Origin of the sequence: Mucilaginibacter phenanthrenivorans (assembly GCF_024721155.1) — a bacterium.
Taxonomy (GTDB): Bacteria; Bacteroidota; Bacteroidia; order Sphingobacteriales; family Sphingobacteriaceae; genus Mucilaginibacter; species Mucilaginibacter phenanthrenivorans.
Genome location: NZ_JAHVAP010000001.1, coordinates 922,988 through 941,493, shown reverse-complemented (window position 1 = coordinate 941,493; position 18,506 = coordinate 922,988). Strand labels below are relative to the sequence as shown.

16 protein-coding genes and 1 riboswitch are annotated in these 18,506 nt (G+C 40.4%); of the genes, 3 read left to right on the top strand and 13 right to left on the bottom strand.

Annotated features, from left to right (window positions below):
• The first annotated feature begins 64 nt into the window (after positions 1–64).
• Complete coding sequence (locus tag KXD93_RS03995; RefSeq protein ID WP_258135570.1) at positions 65–1,441, top strand: MATE family efflux transporter; 1,377 nt, start codon at positions 65–67, stop codon at positions 1,439–1,441.
• Positions 1,442–1,454: 13 nt separating this feature from the next.
• Here KXD93_RS03995 and KXD93_RS03990 read toward each other — a convergent pair whose 3' ends face one another.
• From KXD93_RS03990 to msrC, 5 genes are all read right to left on the bottom strand, one after another.
• The gene (locus tag KXD93_RS03990) at positions 1,455–2,294 is read right to left on the bottom strand and encodes a histone deacetylase family protein (RefSeq protein WP_258135697.1); all 840 of its coding nucleotides are present in this window, start codon (positions 2,292–2,294) and stop codon (positions 1,455–1,457) included.
• Positions 2,295–2,377: 83 nt separating this feature from the next.
• On the bottom strand, positions 2,378–3,664 hold the full coding sequence (gene kynU, locus KXD93_RS03985; protein WP_258135569.1) for a kynureninase: 1,287 nt from the start codon (positions 3,662–3,664) through the stop codon (positions 2,378–2,380).
• A gap of 50 nt (positions 3,665–3,714) precedes the next feature.
• On the bottom strand, positions 3,715–4,317 hold the full coding sequence (locus KXD93_RS03980; RefSeq protein WP_258135568.1) for a DNA-3-methyladenine glycosylase: 603 nt from the start codon (positions 4,315–4,317) through the stop codon (positions 3,715–3,717).
• Complete coding sequence (locus KXD93_RS03975) at positions 4,314–4,961, bottom strand: alpha/beta hydrolase (RefSeq protein ID WP_258135567.1); 648 nt, start codon at positions 4,959–4,961, stop codon at positions 4,314–4,316. Before KXD93_RS03975 ends, KXD93_RS03980 begins: the two co-directional genes overlap by 4 nt.
• On the bottom strand, positions 4,958–5,437 hold the full coding sequence (gene msrC, locus KXD93_RS03970; RefSeq protein WP_258135566.1) for a free L-methionine (R)-S-oxide reductase MsrC: 480 nt from the start codon (positions 5,435–5,437) through the stop codon (positions 4,958–4,960). Before msrC ends, KXD93_RS03975 begins: the two co-directional genes overlap by 4 nt.
• Before the next feature lie 123 nt (positions 5,438–5,560).
• Here msrC and KXD93_RS03965 point away from each other — a divergent pair, with 123 nt between their 5' ends.
• On the top strand, positions 5,561–5,809 hold the full coding sequence (locus KXD93_RS03965) for a hypothetical protein (RefSeq protein WP_258135565.1): 249 nt from the start codon (positions 5,561–5,563) through the stop codon (positions 5,807–5,809).
• A gap of 231 nt (positions 5,810–6,040) precedes the next feature.
• On the opposite strand, the gene KXD93_RS03960 is transcribed toward KXD93_RS03965, so the two are convergent.
• The 7 genes from KXD93_RS03960 to KXD93_RS03930 form a co-directional block, all read right to left on the bottom strand.
• Positions 6,041–6,793, bottom strand: coding sequence for a Dph6-related ATP pyrophosphatase (locus KXD93_RS03960; RefSeq protein WP_258135564.1), 753 nt, complete (start codon positions 6,791–6,793; stop codon positions 6,041–6,043).
• Between the two features lie 124 nt (positions 6,794–6,917).
• A complete protein-coding gene (locus KXD93_RS03955; RefSeq protein ID WP_258135563.1) occupies positions 6,918–8,546 on the bottom strand; it encodes a RagB/SusD family nutrient uptake outer membrane protein in 1,629 nt (542 codons plus the stop codon).
• A gap of 21 nt (positions 8,547–8,567) precedes the next feature.
• Positions 8,568–11,798: a SusC/RagA family TonB-linked outer membrane protein gene (locus KXD93_RS03950; RefSeq protein WP_258135562.1), complete on the bottom strand. Its 3,231-nt coding sequence runs from the start codon at positions 11,796–11,798 to the stop codon at positions 8,568–8,570.
• 385 nt (positions 11,799–12,183) lie between these two features.
• The gene (locus KXD93_RS03945; RefSeq protein WP_258135561.1) at positions 12,184–12,867 is read right to left on the bottom strand and encodes an SIR2 family NAD-dependent protein deacylase; all 684 of its coding nucleotides are present in this window, start codon (positions 12,865–12,867) and stop codon (positions 12,184–12,186) included.
• 102 nt (positions 12,868–12,969) lie between these two features.
• Positions 12,970–13,542: a DUF6580 family putative transport protein gene (locus KXD93_RS03940; RefSeq protein ID WP_258135560.1), complete on the bottom strand. Its 573-nt coding sequence runs from the start codon at positions 13,540–13,542 to the stop codon at positions 12,970–12,972.
• A 62-nt stretch (positions 13,543–13,604) separates the two neighbouring features.
• Positions 13,605–14,666 carry a DUF5074 domain-containing protein gene (locus KXD93_RS03935; protein WP_258135559.1) on the bottom strand — a complete coding sequence of 354 codons (1,062 nt, stop codon included), beginning with the start codon at positions 14,664–14,666 and terminating at the stop codon, positions 13,605–13,607.
• Positions 14,667–14,679: 13 nt separating this feature from the next.
• On the bottom strand, positions 14,680–16,638 hold the full coding sequence (locus KXD93_RS03930; RefSeq protein ID WP_258135558.1) for a TonB-dependent receptor: 1,959 nt from the start codon (positions 16,636–16,638) through the stop codon (positions 14,680–14,682).
• A gap of 169 nt (positions 16,639–16,807) precedes the next feature.
• A riboswitch (cobalamin riboswitch) is annotated at positions 16,808–17,004 on the bottom strand.
• Between the two features lie 160 nt (positions 17,005–17,164).
• Between KXD93_RS03930 and KXD93_RS03925 the strand changes: the two genes are divergently transcribed.
• Complete coding sequence (locus KXD93_RS03925; protein WP_258135557.1) at positions 17,165–17,878, top strand: SRPBCC family protein; 714 nt, start codon at positions 17,165–17,167, stop codon at positions 17,876–17,878.
• Positions 17,879–18,126: 248 nt separating this feature from the next.
• Here KXD93_RS03925 and rplT read toward each other — a convergent pair whose 3' ends face one another.
• Positions 18,127–18,471, bottom strand: coding sequence for a 50S ribosomal protein L20 (gene rplT, locus KXD93_RS03920; RefSeq protein ID WP_252790598.1), 345 nt, complete (start codon positions 18,469–18,471; stop codon positions 18,127–18,129).
• Between the last annotated feature and the right edge of the window lie 35 nt (positions 18,472–18,506).

The following is an 18,506-nucleotide window of genomic DNA, read 5'->3' as shown; positions in this document are numbered from 1 at the left end:
CCAACTATTCCGTTATAGTTCCTATCTTTCGGTCCTCCGGGTTTACTGACTTTCCGGATTAACCATGTTCCTCTACCATAAATATAAGACACACTATCACAGTAACCTTAAGCTGGCTATCCCTGTTGTAATATCGCAGGCGGGACATCAACTTGTGCAGTTCTCTGACAGTGTTGTTGTAGGGCATTTTGCCGGTACAGTGAGCTTGGCAGCCGTTTCATTAGCCAGCAGCATCTTTGTTATCGTTTTAGTAATTGGTATCGGGATTTCCTATGGTTCAACGCCATTAATCGCACAACTAAATGGTCGGGATGATTTTGAGGAATGCGGAAAACTCTTATCAAATAGCTTATTCATAAATGTAACATCGGGCATCATTCTTTTTGCAGCCTCTGTGGCGTGCTCATTTTTTTTACTTGATCACTTGCATCAAACCCCTTCTGTAATTCAACAAGCCAAGCCATTTTTGATCCTGCTGGGATCGTCCATTATTCCTATGCTGGTATTCAATACATTTAAACAGTTTGCAGAAGGTTTAGGTTTCACCAAACAAGCCATGCTGATATCGATATGGGGTAACGTGCTGAATATTTGCCTTGGGATAATTTTCGTAAAGGGAATGTTTGGCATTGCTCCTATAGGGATAAAAGGAGTTGGATACAGTACACTTATCGACAGATGCCTGATGGCGATAGTTATGGGCATTTATATCTTTCGCTCAAAGCACTTTAAGAAGTATCTAAAGAGTTTTGTACTGACGAGGATCAACAAGATCCGCAGTATGCAAATCTTAAAAATTGGCGCACCAGTGGCGTTGCAGTATACTTTCGAGATCAGCGCCTTTAGCGGAGCAGCAGTTTTGATAGGCACCATCGGCTATCATGAGCAGGCTGCACACCAGGTCGCTATTAATCTTGCATCAATAACCTACATGATGGCAAGCGGACTATCGGCCGCTGCAGCAATTAAGTCCGGCAACTACTTTGGTACAAAGGATCATGAAAATTTAAGGCATTCGGCAATCTCCAGTTATCACATTGTTTTGCTTTTTATGTCTGTAACCGCTTGTGTTTTGATGTTGGGTAATCACCTGTTACCATGGATGTACACTACAGATAAAATAGTTATAGACATTGCAGCACAGTTACTTATCATTGCAGCAGTATTCCAGCTGTTCGACGGAACACAGGTTGTCGGCCTCGGCATATTGCGTGGTATGGGTGATGTAAACATTCCGACGATAATTACATTCCTGGCTTATTGGGTAGTAGGGTTGCCTTTGGGTTATCTACTGGGAATTCCGTTGCATCTTGGCGTTAAAGGGATTTGGTACGGGCTAACGCTGGGCTTAATGACTTCCGCAGTTCTGTTATTTTTTCGCTTTCAGTTCATTAGCAAAAAGCACAGGGATAAAACGATTCTGATTGTGGCGCGGGATTAAATCGTAAATATTTTCAGAAGTACAATTCATTTGCCACCCGGTAAGTATTACAATGTGCATCGACTATATCCTTAATATTCGGCGAATACCCACCTCCCATACTCACCTGTACCGGAATTTTGTTACGAATGCATTGCTCAAATACAAACCGGTCGCGCTCCTTACAGGCTGCGTTGCTTAATGCCATTTTGCCAAGTTTATCTGTTGCTAACACATCAACACCTGAAAGGTAAAAGATAAAGTCAGGTTGCTGCTGGCCTATCAAACTTGGCAGAGTTTTCTTAAGCAACTGCATGTATTTATCATCCTCAACACCATCTGGTAAGGGAATATCAAGATCAGATCTTTCCTTCCTGAACGGGAAATTATTAGCGCCATGCATGGAGAAGGTGAATACTTTTGGATTGTTTTCAAAGATTTGCGCGGTTCCGTTTCCCTGGTGAACATCTAAATCAATTATTAAGATAGATGATGCTAAATTATTATTTAATAGATAGTTGGCTGCAATAGCCTGGTCATTTAACAGGCAGAATCCCTCGCCCCAATTGGTACCTGCATGATGGGTTCCGCCGGCGACATTAAACGCTATACCGAATTGCTTTGCATAATTGCAGCCATCAATCGTTCCTTTAGCTATCCGGATTTCGCGCTCAATCAGCTTTGCAGATAATGGAAAACCTGTTCGCCTTTGTTCCCGCGGAGGCAGTGTCAAATCACGGAGGTGCTCCCAGTAACTTTTATCGTGTGTCCACAGGATCTCTTCTTCGTCGGGAACGCCTGGCGAAAACAGATTAGATTCCTCGATCAAGCCCTCGTGTAATAATTGCGCGGGAATCAGTTCGTACTTAAGCATCGGAAAACGATGTCCCTCGGGTAAGGGATGCGCATATATCGGATCGTAAGCTATTTTGAGATTACTCACTGGTTCAGCCGCTATTATTTGACTTCGACAACCGCGGCGCCAAGAATCCTGCCAACTTCAAAAACCTGCGTAAAGCTGTTATAAAGTGGCACTGGCGCTAAACGGATCACATTTGGTTCACGCCAATCGCCAATAACGCCATTGTCTGTTAAGAAATTGAAAATGGCTTTTGCGTTTTGTTTGCATACAATGGAAAGCTGACCTCCCCGCTCCTGTTTATTTTTTGGTGTGATGATCTTAAACAACACTTCGTTATTGACTTCATTAATGCTATTGATCAAAAACTCCAAATAAGCCGTCAGAAGCTCGCTTTTTTTTCTGAGAGGGACAATGCCGCCGGCTTGCTCAAAAATGTCAAGGGAGGCTTTATGTAAAGCGAGAAGCATAATGGGGCTGGTGCTTAGCTGCCAGCCGGCCGCACCTATCTCTGGCTCAAACTCCGGGGGCATTAAAAAACGGCGATCCTGCCTGTGGCCCCACCAACCTTCAAAACGACTTAAATCGGTGTTGTTAAAATGTTTTTCATGAACATAGATACCGCTGATACCACCGGGACCGGAGTTCATGTATTTATACGAACACCAACAAGCAAAATCCACATCCCAATCATTCAGCTTTAAAATCACATTACCTGCAGCATGCGCCAAATCGAATCCGGCATATGCACCCGCCTTATGGGTGGCCAGGGTTATGGCTTCAATATTAAAACATTGGCCGGTGTAATAATTTATCCCGCCGAACAGAACCAAAGCCAACTCATCAGCATGGGTATTTATCGTTGCAAGGATGTCCTCAGTCCTCAAAATATCTTCGCCATCACGTGGAAATATCTCGACTATAGCGTTCTTTGGATCGAATCCATGAAATTTAACCTGGCTTGCAAGAGCATATTGATCTGACGGAAAAGCGCCGCCTTCCATTATTATTTTAAACCTTTTACTTGTTGGTTTATAGAAACTTATCAACAGTAAGTGAAGATTTACTGTGAGTGAATTCATCACTGTAACCTCTTCGGCTTTTGCGCCGACGATACCGGAAAGCGTCTTAGTCAATTGTTTATGGTAGCCCAGCCATGGATTGTCGCCTGCGAAAAAACCTTCGATCGCGAGGTCTTGCCAATTGGCAAATATATCACTGGTATATTGTTGTGCCGTTATTGGCTGTAGCCCCAAAGAGTTGCCGCAAAAGTAGATGGCATCTCTCCCCTTGTGTTTGGGCACAAGAAATTTTGACCGGAAATCTTTTAAAGGATCCTGCTCATCTAGTTGAGTTGCAAATGCTAACGTGTTTTCAAAATTCATGGTAAATAATCATCAGGAAACGCGGGTGTTGCGTTCGCCGGTAAAATTAATTATTTATTTGGTTTGCTCACGTAGGGGTTTCCTTTTACAAAAAACCGGTAGGGTAACAGCGCGTCGTCACCTGCATAATCTACGCCAACTCTTGGGACAGCAGCTATTTCTTCATCAGCCAAAGACAATCCCTTGTCCTCAATCCAGATAGTATCGCTTTGTAAGCTGTAGGCATTGATGGCGCGGGAGATTCCTAAAGCTTTAGCAACGGATCCAGGCCCCATAGTGATAGTTGGTTTAAGTAACGGCATATTTCTCCGGGCTTGCATCGCCTCGATACCATCGGTAGGATTGATAGCCCGTACAAGTATCGCATGAGGAACCCCTTCAATATTTGTCACGATATTAAACATTTCGTGAATGCCATAACAAAGGTACACATAGGCGATTCCGCCCTTCTGAAACATAATACTGGTTCGCGTTGTACGCCTGTTACCAAATGCATGGGACGCCCGGTCGATTATTCCGTTATAGGCTTCTGTTTCAACAATATAACCACCGGTAGTTATACCGTCTATACGTGTAAATAAATACTTGCCAATTAGGTCCTTGCTTAAGGCTACCACGTCAGGATTGTGGTAATAAGATTCGGGTAATTTCATTTCTCAATGATCTCCTTCAAAATTCTGTTAACCTCTTCTGCCCTGTCAAATATCATGATATGCGTGCCGCCTTTTACTATGATGGCATCGTTTATCCGCCTATAATCAAACACGTCGTCCTTGTCGCCGGTAATGGTGTAAACATTTTTTGGGATGATCTTATTGTCCCAATGCAAGGCTGCTCCCATTGCCCATTTTACAAACTTCGGCGACGACTTCTTCAGCATATCGTTAAACAACCAGTTATCAGCCTTGTTCATTTTGCCAAAAACAAACCTGATCATAAAGCCCATTGAAGTGAATAGTTTTCCCGGAATAAGTTTATAAACCGGCAACACCTTGAATAAGGAGAAATACCAGGGCGCTTCGTCAATTGTTTTAATACTGGATATCAGAATGGTCCTTTCAAGGAGAATTTCCTTGGCAATCTCCATTGCGATCATACCACCCAAGGAATTGCCTATTACAATGGAGTGGTGTGTTATATTGTATTGATGGATAAGCTTTTGCGAATACAATTTTAAAGTGTCAGTTTTATCGGGCTCGATCCAATCTACACGAATAATTTCGTCTGCCTCGATGCTAATCTTGTCATATGCTCTTGTGTCGGCACCAAGACCGGCAATTAAAAATACCTTGCTCATTTAAAGTTTACCAATGCTACTATTTGCTGAAGATATTGAGCATCGATTTCATTGAACTGATCGAGCTCATCGCTATCCACGTCGAGCACTGCAACAACTTTGCCATCTTTAAACACAGGGACAACAATTTCGGAGCGTGAAGCCGAACTGCAGGCAATATGCCCGGGAAACGCATCAACATCCGGAACAACCAGTGTTTTTTCCTGTTCCCAGGCAGCGCCACAAACGCCTCTGCCCAAACCAATCCGGGTGCAGGCAACAGGTCCCTGGAACGGCCCCAACACAAGTTCTCCATCTTTAACCAAATAAAATCCAACCCAAAACCATTTGAATTGCTCCTTTAAAGCGGCACACACATTGGCCATGTTGGCCACCAGGTCGGGTTCGCCCATTAAGAGCGCCTCGATTTGTGGAATTAACGATTGATATTGTTCAGCCTTGTCGGTTGATGTTACTATGTTTAAATCCTCTGCCATAACACAAAAATAGGAATGCTGGAGTAAAAGTAAATAAGGCCAATCTCATATTTAATCTTTTATTTAGCAAAGTAACCGAGCATTATTAATTTGCCAGATCGTTACGATATAAATTTTATCATCATGAGAGTTATTGCCGAATTACCGCATCCTGATTTCAAGATCTCCATCCTGAATATGAACCGGAAGTTTATTATCAAGATTGAGCAGGGTAACCTGGAGCAGACCTACAAAGTTGCAGAAGCCGATGTGCTCGACGGCGTAAATAGTGTATTTGAATTGCTTGATGAAGACTTTTTAAAGACGGTCTCTATCCGGTTTACAGAGATGCGCAAGGATTTTAAGGACTCCTACAATCGCTACAATTATTGATTTAATAAAATTATATAAGTATCTGTAATATAGATTTTTATATTCGTATTTTTACTCATTCAAAATTTTATTTGGCAAAAATGGTATAAAATACCCCTATTGAGTAGCTTGATCTTTAATTCACTTTGTTATTATTGTAACTTAAATATTTGATTATCAATAAAGTAAAGTGTCGTAAAAACAATCGCCAAATTATATTCTGCGCCTTAAAATTGCCAAATAAATGGGAGGTCAGGCCAAAATAAGGTCCTGGTACCAAAAGCCGGCGAGTTTTTGATCTGCCGAAGAATTAGAATCGCTGGCGGCATTTTCGGGAGACTTGTATTCTTTAAAAACCTTCTCCCCCAGTTTATAATTAATGTCGTTTTTGAAGATTGGTCCCTTGAAGGCAAAGGTGTGAAACTCGCCGTTCTCGCCGCAAACGTCAACATCATTCGGTAACGAATTGATCAGTTCAATGGTTATCTTCTCCCCTGCTATATTTTCCAAATGGGCCTGCGTGCAGGCGATCACTGTACCAAACCCCAGGTTCAAAAATTCATTGATCAGCTCCTGGGTATCGCGCTTCCATAACGGATAAATGCCTGTCATACCAATTTCGGCAAGTCGTTCGTCGCGGTACTGTTTCAGGTCTTCTAAAAATATATCACCAAAAATGGAATGTGTTATGCCTTCGCTTTTGAAAAACTGAAGATGTTGGCGCATGGCATTATCATATGTTTCCATATCCGGCATTTCGGGCAGGCGAATTTGGTACAGGGAAATTCCGATGCTTTCTGCCTGTTTAAGTAATAGTTCAACACGAACGCCATGCATGGAGATGCGGTCAGCAGCGTCGTTTATGGTTGTTACCAGGTATTTTATTTCGATGCCTGGGTTTTGCAGGCAATGGAATAGCGCAAGGGCGCTGTCCTTGCCGCCACTCCAGTTGAAGATGCAACTTAGTATTTTAGTATGACTTTGGGGATATGAGAATTTTATCATTCTACAAACTTATTTTAAAAACCCATATTGCTCACAACACGGGCAATAAATAAAGATGGCCGTACAATTTTCATGTACGACCACCATAGTAAACATTAACTGATATTAATAAGAACGCGGGGTATTAATTGGGATTTTTAATAGGTGCACTACCGGACGAAGGCGGATTTAATACATATTCATCTGCCGGAACATCCCAATAATCAAGGAAGTTATAATTGATAGTCGCTTTGGTACTCAACACCCCGCTGGTTGATAACACAACCGCATTAGTCCTACCTCCACCCTGTGAAACATCATATATAACACCCCATCTCCTGGCATCATAAAATGCTGTTCCTCTGAATACCAGGGCCACACGTCTTTCTCTGCGTAATTCCTCTTTGGCCGCTGCTAAACTTAAACTTGTTCCGGATACTGCAGCTAAGCCAGCACCTTGATACACCCTTACTTTGTCCACACTGGCAAGGCCGAGATCAATTTGTCCGGTATTGATCAGTGCTTCAGCTTTCATTAACTCGTTTTCTTCGTAGCTCCCGGCAATAAATAGTTCATAATTACCAGGTGTTTTATTACTCAGAACCAAAGAGCCGTTATCGCTAAAACCAGTAGCTCCTCCGTCAAGCAATTGCCATCTTGTACTGAAGGTAAAGCCGCCAACCTGGTTTAGGTACTGGTTTGTTGTAAAATTGTTTGCTAAGCGTTTGTCTCCTGATTTATATTCTTGTATAAGCCTTTCACTAACCTTAAAGGCCGTTGCTTTTGGAACACCGGTAGTCATTGCTGCTACGGAACCCGTATTAACAGAAAAGATACCGTTTGTTGCAGTTGTGCGGCCTGTAAATACGAGGTCGCTTTGTGTAATACCGGCGTTTGTTAATGTCAAAACGGTAGCCCAATCAGCCGCTGTCATGTCACTGGTTTTTTTATTGGCCAATAGATTACGCGCTTTTAAAGTATTTATGCTGTGGATCCACATTGCAGGCGTTAATACGCCTCCTTTACCGGTTTGCGTAAAATCGGGTATCAGGTTGCCTAATAATGTACCATAATCGGCTGTGTTCGTAATACCGGATAATAATGAACTTGCCTGATCAAGATTTTTATTAGATTCAGCTATCATTGCCGCACTGTTAACATAGTTTGGCACTAATGCATTAACCTCGCTATTGATGATGCCTGCATAGTATATTGAACCAATTTTTGCGTATGCTAACCCTTTCCACCAATAGGCCCAGGCCTTTAAAGTGTTTTTCTTGGTAGTCGCATCGCCCGAAAAACTGATATTATCAACCAATGCCAGTATTTGATTAGCCGCATTATTCAAGCCATACATATATGCCCATTCATAAAAAAACATATTCGAAGCTTGTTTGTCGCGCGAATTACTAATGCGTATAACACTTTTTGATGGAGATGTATTAGTGATCTTAGTGCCATCGTCAAGTACAAGGTAGTCCGGAAGATTTACCACATTAATGTTCTGATTTGAAGCCTCAGCTGAGATATTATCAGCTAAAAGTTCATAATAACCGATACATAACGAAAAATAACTATCTCCCAACCAATTATAACCGGTAAAGCCATTTTTATAAATAGAACCGCTTGCAAGCGATATAAGCCCTGATTCGGTTTTTGCCTGGTCTAAGGTAGGGGAATTGGGATTTTTTACATCCAGTTCCTTTTTGCATGATGTAACATTGAGCAGTCCTGCTATCATCATGAAAACGTATATATATTTATATTTTTTCATTTCTAATTAGATTTATTTTAGTTAAAAACCCAGACTTAATCCCACCTGGTATGATTTGGTATTTGGCATAGAACTATGATCTACTCCCCTGTCAAAAGCTGAATTTGATGAACCTGAACTAATTTCAGGATCAAAACCGGTATATTTGGTAAAGGTTAAGATGTTACGCCCTGTAAATGTTAATGCCACACGCCTGAAAACCTTGTTTGGTATTAAGCTAGTGAAGTCATACCCTAACGAGATATTTCTTAACCTAAGGAAGGAAGAACCCTCCCAGAAATAATCTTTAGTACCATTACGTGCAGGGCCGTTACGTGCCCCAAAATAATCTGCATAAATACTTCTGTAATATGCTGTATAAGCAGCCGTTTGACCGCCAATGGTAACAGGGTTATCATAATCGCCGCTTATACCATCACGGTACATCCACTCTTTAGTTTGGTTATACAGGTGGCTGCCATAAACCCAATCAAACTGAAACCCAAATGTTAAGTTTTTATAGCTGAATGCGTTTATGAACGACATGTTGAACTTAGGATTCGGATCGCCTATGGGGTAAACCTCGTTTGTAAATTGAACACCTTTAGTGGTTTTATTAACAACCCGGCCATTAACAATTTCATAATTTCCATAATCAGCAGGCGCAATATATGCAACGCCTTCCTGGTTTACTTCGTTTATGGTAGTTAATGCTTTATAGCCATAGATCTGTCCTATTTTTTGGCCGGCAATTAAAACCTCCTGTGTACTTCCTGCTGCTGAGGTTAATATAATTGGCGGTCCGTTTATTTTATCAATTACCGAGGTTTCATTGCTGAAGTTTGTAGTAAAGCTCCAGTTAAATTTCCTGGTTTTTAAAATATCCATATTCAGTGATGCCTGCACGCCATGTGAGCTTAAGGAAATGGCGTTGGTTTTTATTGTTGACGCACCTGTTGATGGCGCAACGCTTACCGAATATATGATATTGGAACCTTTCCTGTTCCAATAAGTAGCGCTAACATTAAAGTTGCTAAACCAATTACCACTAAAGCCTCTTATCCCAATATCGGTACCAGCCTCAAATTCTTTTGAAACTTCAACATTAAGCTTTGGATTTTTTTGTGCAAGTGGGAGAGAAAAAACTAATTGGGTGCCTAAGTTAGTCGGAGTAACGGTTGGGTATCTGTCAAATGGCTGCGGCTGTATCCCTGCCTCGCCAAAAGCAGCTCTTAATTTAAATTCAGGAAATATATTGCCTAATTTTCCATTTCTCCAGAAATCAAATGATGATGGCCTGATATAAGCATTAGCATTTGGAAATGTAAAAGGTTTGGAGCCCTCGCCAAATGCAGATGAATAATCGCTCCTGAAACCACCGGATACACCGCCATATTCACCAATGTCAATTTTTTGGTTTACAACATAGCCATAAGTTACAAATGGTTCGATATAATCATCAGTTACCTTCTGCGTCTTTGTTTGTTGAAAATTATAGATCGCATAGCTTGGTAGGCTATAACCATACACGTCAAATTCCTTGTAATTATTTTTTCTGTAATCGTACTGAAGCAAGGTGCTTGTTGTGATTGGCAAGTTTATATGAAAATCCTTTTTAAAATCGGTACGGACAGTGGCCGAAGCATTAAGGTTTTGAAATGCAGTGGTATAGGTATACTTATCTAACTCTCCCGTATTATCACTGTCATTATTAGAATATAACCAGGATGACAGATCAGTTGAATTAGCATTTGCGCTTTGATTTTTTATAATATAGTCAACTTCGTGATGGCTATAGTTTAACCCATATTTTGCATTCAGCTCAACAAACTTATTTACTTTATAATCTGCCTGTATGTTTTGCAAAATGTCTACCCGGTTATCCTTTTTACTGCTGTATTCGGTAGCATAAAATGGGTTCGCACTGTTTACACTAACCGTGCCTGAATTTAACGAGAACGGGGAAGTGCCGTCGGGGAGTTTTTGGTTAAAGTCATAAAACGGAGATGTATTCAATACGCCGTATATTGCGTTTCCACCTGTGCCAAAAAAAGGATTTAGCGTATTTTTGGTATAAATTAATTGTGTAGTTGACCGGATTGTAAACCCTTTAAATAACTCAGTCCCTAAATTGGTAGTTAAATTTGTTCTGTCATTATAACCATTGGTTTTGATATTGCTTTGTTGGTGGTTATTTGAAAGAACAAGGCTATAATCTGTTTTATCAGTCCCACCGGAAATTGTCGCACTGTTACTGGTTGTATAGGCAGTTTTGAATAGTTGTGCAAGGTGGTCGTAGTATTTTAAATTAGTACCGTATTGCTGGCGTGCTATATTTAATGGGTTCGACATCGCAGTTGGGTTGTTACCATCAGCTAAATACTGCCATCTTACACCCGGGTAAGTACCATCGGCATCAAGTTTAATAATGTTTCCGCTGCCATCAATAAAATTACCACTGGCATCAGTTAAAAAACTACTTAGCTTCGCCTGGTGCACATTACCTGTGTTAAGATAGGTGCTGGCGCTTACCGAACTCGACAGATCAATTTTAGTTTTGCCTGATTGTCCTTTTTTAGTAAATACCTGTATAACACCATTGGCACCTTGCGCGCCGTAAATTGTTGATGAAGCAGCACCTTGTACAACTTCAATATGATCTACTGTATTTGGATCAAGCTGACTTATATCAGTTACCCTTGATTCAACTCCATCAACCAGGACCATTGGCGAGGTCCCGCCCTGAATGGTATTGATGCCTCTTAACAGGATGTTTGTACGCGCTCCGGGTGTACCATCAACTGAAGAGATCTGGGCGCCGGGTATTTTGCCTACCAGGGCCTGATCAACAGATGCTTGCGGCGTTTGTGCCAGGTTTTTCCCCGAAACCGATTCAACAGCAATCCCCAGGCGTGCTTTACTTGTAGCCACACCCGAGCCTGTTACAACAACCTCGTTTAGTTGCTTAAAATCATTGTTCATTACCACATTAACAACCCCATTGGATGGGATGGATACGTCTACCGTTTGGTAACCGATAAAAGTAAATGTTAATGTTGCTGCTCCGGCAGGCAGACTTAAACTGAATTTTCCAAGTACAGAAGTTTGTGTACCTGCTTTGTAACCTTTTGCTACTACGCTTACCCCGGGCATGGGTAAGCCGTCATCTTTTGCTGTAACAGTACCGGTAACGGTACGGGTTTGTGAGTAGGCAGAGTTGCCCGCAAACACCAGCAAAAGGAATAGAATGCGGTGAAGGAAGTTTTTCTTCATACGTTAATCATTTTGTTAGTTAATAGTTAACCCAAGATAATATTGTAACATTTGGGTTACAATAGGCGGCTAATTTTTAACAAAATGAAAAAAATGAAAGAAAAGATAAGTGTATTTTTTACACTTTAATAATTTAAGTAGTATTTTTTTACGGTTAAAGTAAAAAATATCTCATTTTTATTAAAATAATTAACGTTTAATTTTACAGAAAATGGCTTTTTACTTAATTTTTTAACAAAAAATGATAATAAATAACTTAAAATAAATAATAATCTTATCTTTTTTATGAAATGTTCTTATTTTTTATTAGTTTTTTGTATTGATGTAAAAAATCTATAATATTTAATAAAAAAATAAATCAAACAAATTGACATATTAATGATTTTCAGACTTTTAAAAGCTTCAAAACCAAATTTAATGTCCCAATACTTGCTTTTTCCTCTATTTTAATAAAGTTATGCCGATTTACATCGGGTATATTAGGGTCAATAATATATTTAGTAATATTACGAGGCACATAATCCACCAACCCAGCCGCCGGGTAAACCGCAAGCGACGAACCCACGAGGATAAAAATATCGGCCTTCATACAAACCCTGGCCGCCTTTTCAATCATTGGCACATCCTCGCCAAACCATACTACGTGGGCGCGTAGCTGGGAGCCAAGTTCACAAAGCTCTCCCATCTTTATTTCCCAGCCATCAATTGGGTAAGTAAGTTTTGGATCTTTGTCAGACTGCGAACGGGTGATAATACCATGCAGGTGTAACACATTGGTTGAGCCTCCCCTTTCGTGCAGATCGTCTATATTTTGGGTGATGATGGTTACCTCATATTTTTCTTCCAGCTTCGCTAGTGCGTAGTGTGCAGCATTAGGTTTTGCTTCAATTACTGATTTACGACGCTCGTTATAAAATTGCTGCACCATGGCAGGGTTACGCCGCCAGGCTTCGGGCGTGGCTACGTCTTCAATGTTATACCCCTCCCATAGGCCATCACTGTCCCTGAATGTTTTTAAGCCACTCTCAGCGCTTATTCCGGCTCCGGTTAGTACAACTATTTTTTTCATAGTAATTATCGTAGAGCTGCAATGTTTTGCGCCCCGAGTTTTATTATCCAACAAAAAAAGCGACCCTTTTAAGAATCGCTTTTCTTAGTAAACTATGTTATGTTAAACAGCGAGTTCCTTATTGGTACGCAAAATTGTGTATTTAGTTTTAGCTAGTTCAAAGCCGCCAAACAGGATAGCTCCGAAAATAATATCACCCAAGATCATGTTTTTTTCAAATGGCAACGCTGCTATCAGCGATGTACCATAACCAGCAAGTGTGTGGGGGTATAATGTACCGTATAACCATGGCAGATCCATAATCAACCAGTGAATAGCTACTGATGCAAATGATGCCAGGAAGACATTTAAAACATTTACCTTTTTTATCAGGCTACCAACAAATACCATAATAGCAAAGCAAAGGTATAACCACAATGATCCGCTATAAAGCAACACCCACTTAGAGGTGTATAAGTAGTTGATAAGTATGTCACTTAAAAACAAGGATAACAAAACTATCACGTATGCCTTCCATTTTGGATTGAAGTAAGCACCGCCAAATAATGCAATTGCACCAACGGGGGTAAAATTGCTTAAAAAGGGATACTTAAAGCTAACCAAACGCATTGCAGTTGCCGCAAGCACGATAAGAATGAGCACGATGGTACGGATGTTAATAGTTTTTGCTGACATATTTAAAATTGTGCCGTAAAATTACAGATAATCCTCTTAAATAAAATGATATTTTATTCTTCTTATTTGTTTACAAAAGCAATTTTACCTGGATTTATGCCAACGGTAATTGAATACTCCAGTTTACCTGTCTTGTCAAAAGCATATAAAGTACCATTTGACGCATAATCCTTTGCATCCGTAACAAATATTTCGCCGGTTAAAGCATCCGCAGCTAACGCATAAGGAGTAGTGATAACCGTTCCATCAGTTATAAAATTGGTTTGTGCGGCGGTCTGTGTTTTTGCGTTGTATACCGCAATCTTATTATCGGCAGTAACGTAATAAACAAAATCACCCTGGGCAACTATTGGTATGTTGTAACCAAGTGCAGGCGCCAGCTGTGATTTTACAATATCAGTTTTATTATCAATAATAGTAATGCCTGCCTTTATGCTTGCAAAATCACCCAATGATATAACATATACATTTCCGTATCCATCAGCAGCAAGAGACACCGGATCGGCGGTTACCGGTATTTTCTTAGTTTCAGTTAACGAGGTTAAGTCAATCACCGAAACAGTTTTATCCGGGTTGCCAAAGCTTAAGCCACCAGAATTAGCCACATACAACTTATCATTTGAAACCACTAATTGCTCAGGATTACGGCCAACTGTAATATACTTGTTTATAGTTAAGGATGTGGTATCCATTACAGCTACATTACCATCGTATGAGGTAATGAATGCATTCCCTTTGTAAAAAGCAACACTTCTGCATTGGTGCAAACTATTCTGTTTAATGACTTTACCTGTTTTTGCGTTCACAACGTCCACCCTATCTGAGTTATTTACAATGATGTACATCTTGGATCCGTAAATTTCAATGTCATTGCCAGTATCACCTAGTTTACTGCCGCCATTCGCGCTGCTAAAAAAATCAGCGGTAAGCTGCTTGGTTGTATAGTCGTAATAAGTAAGTGTACTGTTATTACTTTGAAACACTCCTTGGTTTAGCACATACAAACCGGCCCTGGTGGCAGTAGGAGTATCAGTTTTAGGAATAATTTTGTCTTTATGACACGATGCCAATACGGTTACGAACGCTATGGCGATAAGTAAATAGCTAAGTTTAATTTGTTTCATGATTATTGATTATTTATATAATTATTTGAATTGAAAGTCTTATTGAGCGGCCCGGCATCGGGTAGCTTTGCACAACAGAATAGCTTTTGTCAAAAAGGTTATTCACCTCAATTGATGCACGTACGGGCCAGTTCTTTATTATGGTGTGATAAACAAAGGAAGCATCGCTAATAGCATACCCAGGAATATAATCATCCGGGAGATTATCATTGGTATAATACCTTGACGATGAAATAACCTGGTTAAAATACAGCCCCAGGTGACCATGATCAACACCTGCATTAAAAGCCAGGGTGTTTTTTGGAGTATATGGTAATTGATTAAGGTATATGGATGATGTAGGGTCAGTAACGTTAAGCGCCTGCAGGTAACTATAGTTTAATGAGAATGATCCTTTATAGCCATTTATAGTTTTAGTTTGTGTTTTTAAACTGACATCAATCCCCTTTATATCAACCTTTCCAAAATTCTGGATCGAACCATTGTAGGCGTCCTTAGGGATAAATACAATTTTATTGGTTACATGATTATAATAAGCGTCGGCGGTTAGTGCTATATAATCAATGAACCCATTTAAAGATTTACTGTAGGTGGCGCCTAAGTCAAATTGATTTGTAAACTCCGGTTTTAAGTTTGGATTGCCTATACCTCCATAATAGAGGTCATCAAATGTAGGGTTACGGAATATGTATTTATAAAAGGCCCTTAACTGAAGCCCCGAATTTTCAAATGGCTTAAAAGCAGCAGATAGCGTTGGCGAGAAATTGTTTCGTGCCGGGGCTGACCGGCCAACCTTAACTGTTTCCGTAATATTTGTATTTAGTAAGCTTCCTTCTAATTGAAATTTCCCGAGGGTTAAATTTGAAGCCAGCACATTTAATATTGTTAACCTTGTTGGATGCGGAAATAAAGGGTAAGGATAATTAAAAAGGATACTCAGATCATTAACAGCAACGTCTGCCGAATAGGAAACCTCCCAATTAGCTGTGAAATGATAGGCTAAAGCAGCAGATTGATAAATCTCGCGTTGTGTAAAGCGTTGGTCTAACCTGTGTTCCTCGTTCAAAAAATCAGGATTAACGTAGCGGAGATAATTCTGCGATAGTTTGGTATTCAAAAATAAATGAATTCCGCTGGCCCAGATGCGCTCATAGCCGGCCTGGATAAAAAAGTCCCGGTTCGATAAACGCTGCCTGGATGGGGTTTCGTTATAAAGAATTACCGCGCCGGGTAAACCCCTGTCGGAATCATAATAGTTTACATGCAGGTTAAATTTATTGCTGTCGCTTTTTGTCCAGTACAAAGCTCCGTCAACCTGCTTTGCGAGAATGTCCGCGTTAACACGTTCCCCCGTTGCGGCTGATCCATTTACGCTGTTTTGATATTTATATCGCCCGTTTGCATTTTCAAAATTGCTGTTTAAAATAAACGACCAATTGTTATTAATCCGCTGCTGCCATTGTAAATATGGATTTACCAAGCCGAATGATCCTGCCTTTATTCCTGCAGTAACCTGGTAGGGTTTATTTGCGGTAAGCGCCGGTTTAATAGTCCTAATGGAGAGGACACTCGCCGCTGTGAATGATCTCGCAGGCATACAAATGGTCGATGGCTGGCCATTAAACAACGTAATATCCTGGACGTTATTTAAGTTGAGTTTACTTAAATCAACCTGCCCGTTTTCGGCATCATTTATCAATATGCCATCATATAAAACGGCGGTATGATTAGCGCCCAGTCCTCTTACTGATACAGTTTTCAATCCGCCTATACCACCATAATCCTTAATATTTACACCTGAGAAATTTCTTATGGCACCGGCAACATCAAAAGCACTGTATTGTTCAAAAGCGTTTGCCGAAATTTGTTGTATCGGCACCATGCTTTGCACCTGGGGGATCGGAGAGGTCTTTACCTTAACCTCATTTAACTTTTTAGAAGTATCAGCTTGGGCATTTACGAAAAAAGGCAAAACAAAGCATAGAAGTAATGCTGATAAAAAAGATAAAATACTTTTTAAGCGGAGCCCAGTTCCTTGCATCTGTCGCAGTTTAAACCCACAACTACGAAGAATGGAAAATTTGAAATAGAAACCAAAGCAGATGAGTTTCACATTCAAGCTTCAATCCCCGAAAGCCGTGAATAATATTTATGCCTTGGCAGGTATTCTGACTTACTCCCCTTTACCCGGTCTTCCCATCCTGATTGAAATCAAAACAGTGACCCTATTGATTGGGTATTGGTTATGGAGCTTACAGCTGCGGGACAGTTACAGATTTACACCGTATTCCCTTTTAATCCCGGTATTTAGCCGGGAACCTAAAGCGATGCAAATGTAGAATAAGAATTTATAAACTCAAATTATGTTGCTGATTAAGTTGAGTGAATTCATGGAGTTGTTTTTAGTTTGATTGGATCGCTTAAAGCTTAAATTCAAATAAAGAAAACTGCCTTGTGTATTTATTGTTTAAAAAGCATACCTATTTAAACAACATTATATGGCAACTACAGCATTACAGCGGATTCCGGCAGATAAAAACGGCTCTGCTACTATAAATTTAAACTGGCCAGAGCGTTATATATCGATAGCAGCTGGTGTAAAGCTAAGTTTTTCAGGCATCAGGAATATTTTTAAAAGTCCTTTTTCGAGCATTTTGAAACTCGGCGCCGGTGGATACCTGGTAAATCGTGGCATTTCAGGGCATTGTGAGCTTTACTCACAAGCAGGCAAACTCTCCACCTCACCTGTGAACGTAAACATCCGCACGTCATTCTCAGTGAATAAACCAAGAAACGAAGTATATGATTTTTGGCGCAAGCTGGATAACCTGCCTTTATTTATGAATCACCTGGAGGATGTGGAGATAATCGATGAAAGACGTTCCCGCTGGGTTTTAAAACTGCCTACCGGGGTAGCTAATGTTAGCTGGGATGCTGAAATTGTACATGACGAGCCCGGTTATATGATCGGCTGGAGCTCTCTACCTGATTCAATTATTGATAATGCAGGTAAAGTTCGTTTCCGCGATACCGCCGATGGCGGAACACTGATTGATGTTGTAATAACCTATCAGCCACCCGCTGGCGGGATTGGTGTAAGCCTCGCACATGTATTCAATCCGCTATTTAAAAAACTGGTTGATGACGATGTTCAGAACTTTAAGCAATATATGGATATTGTTGATAAAGAGGGTGTTATTATAGTACTGTAATCCGTTATTTGTCACGTCATTGCGAGGAACGAAGCAACCTCTACATAGGACATTCTTCTAACAGTAATGTCAATGAGAACCTTACTGCCGCTGTTTGCTAACCACAAACTTTTAGTTCCCAGATTAGCATGTGAAGAGATTGCTTCGTTCCTCGCAAGGACGGGGCGGACAAGCCCACAAAAAAACCCGCATCAAGCGGGTTTTTTAATTTCTATCCTAAAATTCTACAAATCTTAAAAATCTTAGTTTTATTTTACAGCATCAACCACTGCCTTGAAGGCATCAGGGTGATTCATCGCTAAATCAGCTAATACCTTACGGTTTAAACCAATTTCCTTTGCTGTTAATTTACCCATTAATTGAGAGTAAGAAATTCCGTGCTGGCGGGCACCGGCGTTAATACGCTGGATCCATAAAGCTCTGAATTCTCTTTTCTTTGTCTTACGGTCACGGTAAGCGTACTGTAAGCCTTTTTCTACTGTGTTTTTAGCAACGGTATAAACCTTGCTGCGTGAACCCCAATAACCTTTTGCAAGGTTCATGATTCTTTTCCGGCGTCTTCTCGACGCTACTGCGTTAACTGAACGTGGCATGTTGTTGTGTTTTGGTAGTGAGTGTCAATTTAATG

Coding starts and splice junctions, on each gene's coding strand:
- KXD93_RS03995 (WP_258135570.1), top strand. CDS start 65: ATGTTCCTCTACCATAAATATAAGACACACTATCACAGTAACCTTAAG.
- KXD93_RS03990 (WP_258135697.1), bottom strand. CDS start 2,294: ATGCTTAAGTACGAACTGATTCCCGCGCAATTATTACACGAGGGCTTG.
- kynU (WP_258135569.1), bottom strand. CDS start 3,664: ATGAATTTTGAAAACACGTTAGCATTTGCAACTCAACTAGATGAGCAG.
- KXD93_RS03980 (WP_258135568.1), bottom strand. CDS start 4,317: ATGAAATTACCCGAATCTTATTACCACAATCCTGACGTGGTAGCCTTA.
- KXD93_RS03975 (WP_258135567.1), bottom strand. CDS start 4,961: ATGAGCAAGGTATTTTTAATTGCCGGTCTTGGTGCCGACACAAGAGCA.
- msrC (WP_258135566.1), bottom strand. CDS start 5,437: ATGGCAGAGGATTTAAACATAGTAACATCAACCGACAAGGCTGAACAA.
- KXD93_RS03965 (WP_258135565.1), top strand. CDS start 5,561: ATGAGAGTTATTGCCGAATTACCGCATCCTGATTTCAAGATCTCCATC.
- KXD93_RS03960 (WP_258135564.1), bottom strand. CDS start 6,793: ATGATAAAATTCTCATATCCCCAAAGTCATACTAAAATACTAAGTTGC.
- KXD93_RS03955 (WP_258135563.1), bottom strand. CDS start 8,546: ATGAAAAAATATAAATATATATACGTTTTCATGATGATAGCAGGACTG.
- KXD93_RS03950 (WP_258135562.1), bottom strand. CDS start 11,798: ATGAAGAAAAACTTCCTTCACCGCATTCTATTCCTTTTGCTGGTGTTT.
- KXD93_RS03945 (WP_258135561.1), bottom strand. CDS start 12,867: ATGAAAAAAATAGTTGTACTAACCGGAGCCGGAATAAGCGCTGAGAGT.
- KXD93_RS03940 (WP_258135560.1), bottom strand. CDS start 13,542: ATGTCAGCAAAAACTATTAACATCCGTACCATCGTGCTCATTCTTATC.
- KXD93_RS03935 (WP_258135559.1), bottom strand. CDS start 14,666: ATGAAACAAATTAAACTTAGCTATTTACTTATCGCCATAGCGTTCGTA.
- KXD93_RS03925 (WP_258135557.1), top strand. CDS start 17,165: ATGGCAACTACAGCATTACAGCGGATTCCGGCAGATAAAAACGGCTCT.
- rplT (WP_252790598.1), bottom strand. CDS start 18,471: ATGCCACGTTCAGTTAACGCAGTAGCGTCGAGAAGACGCCGGAAAAGA.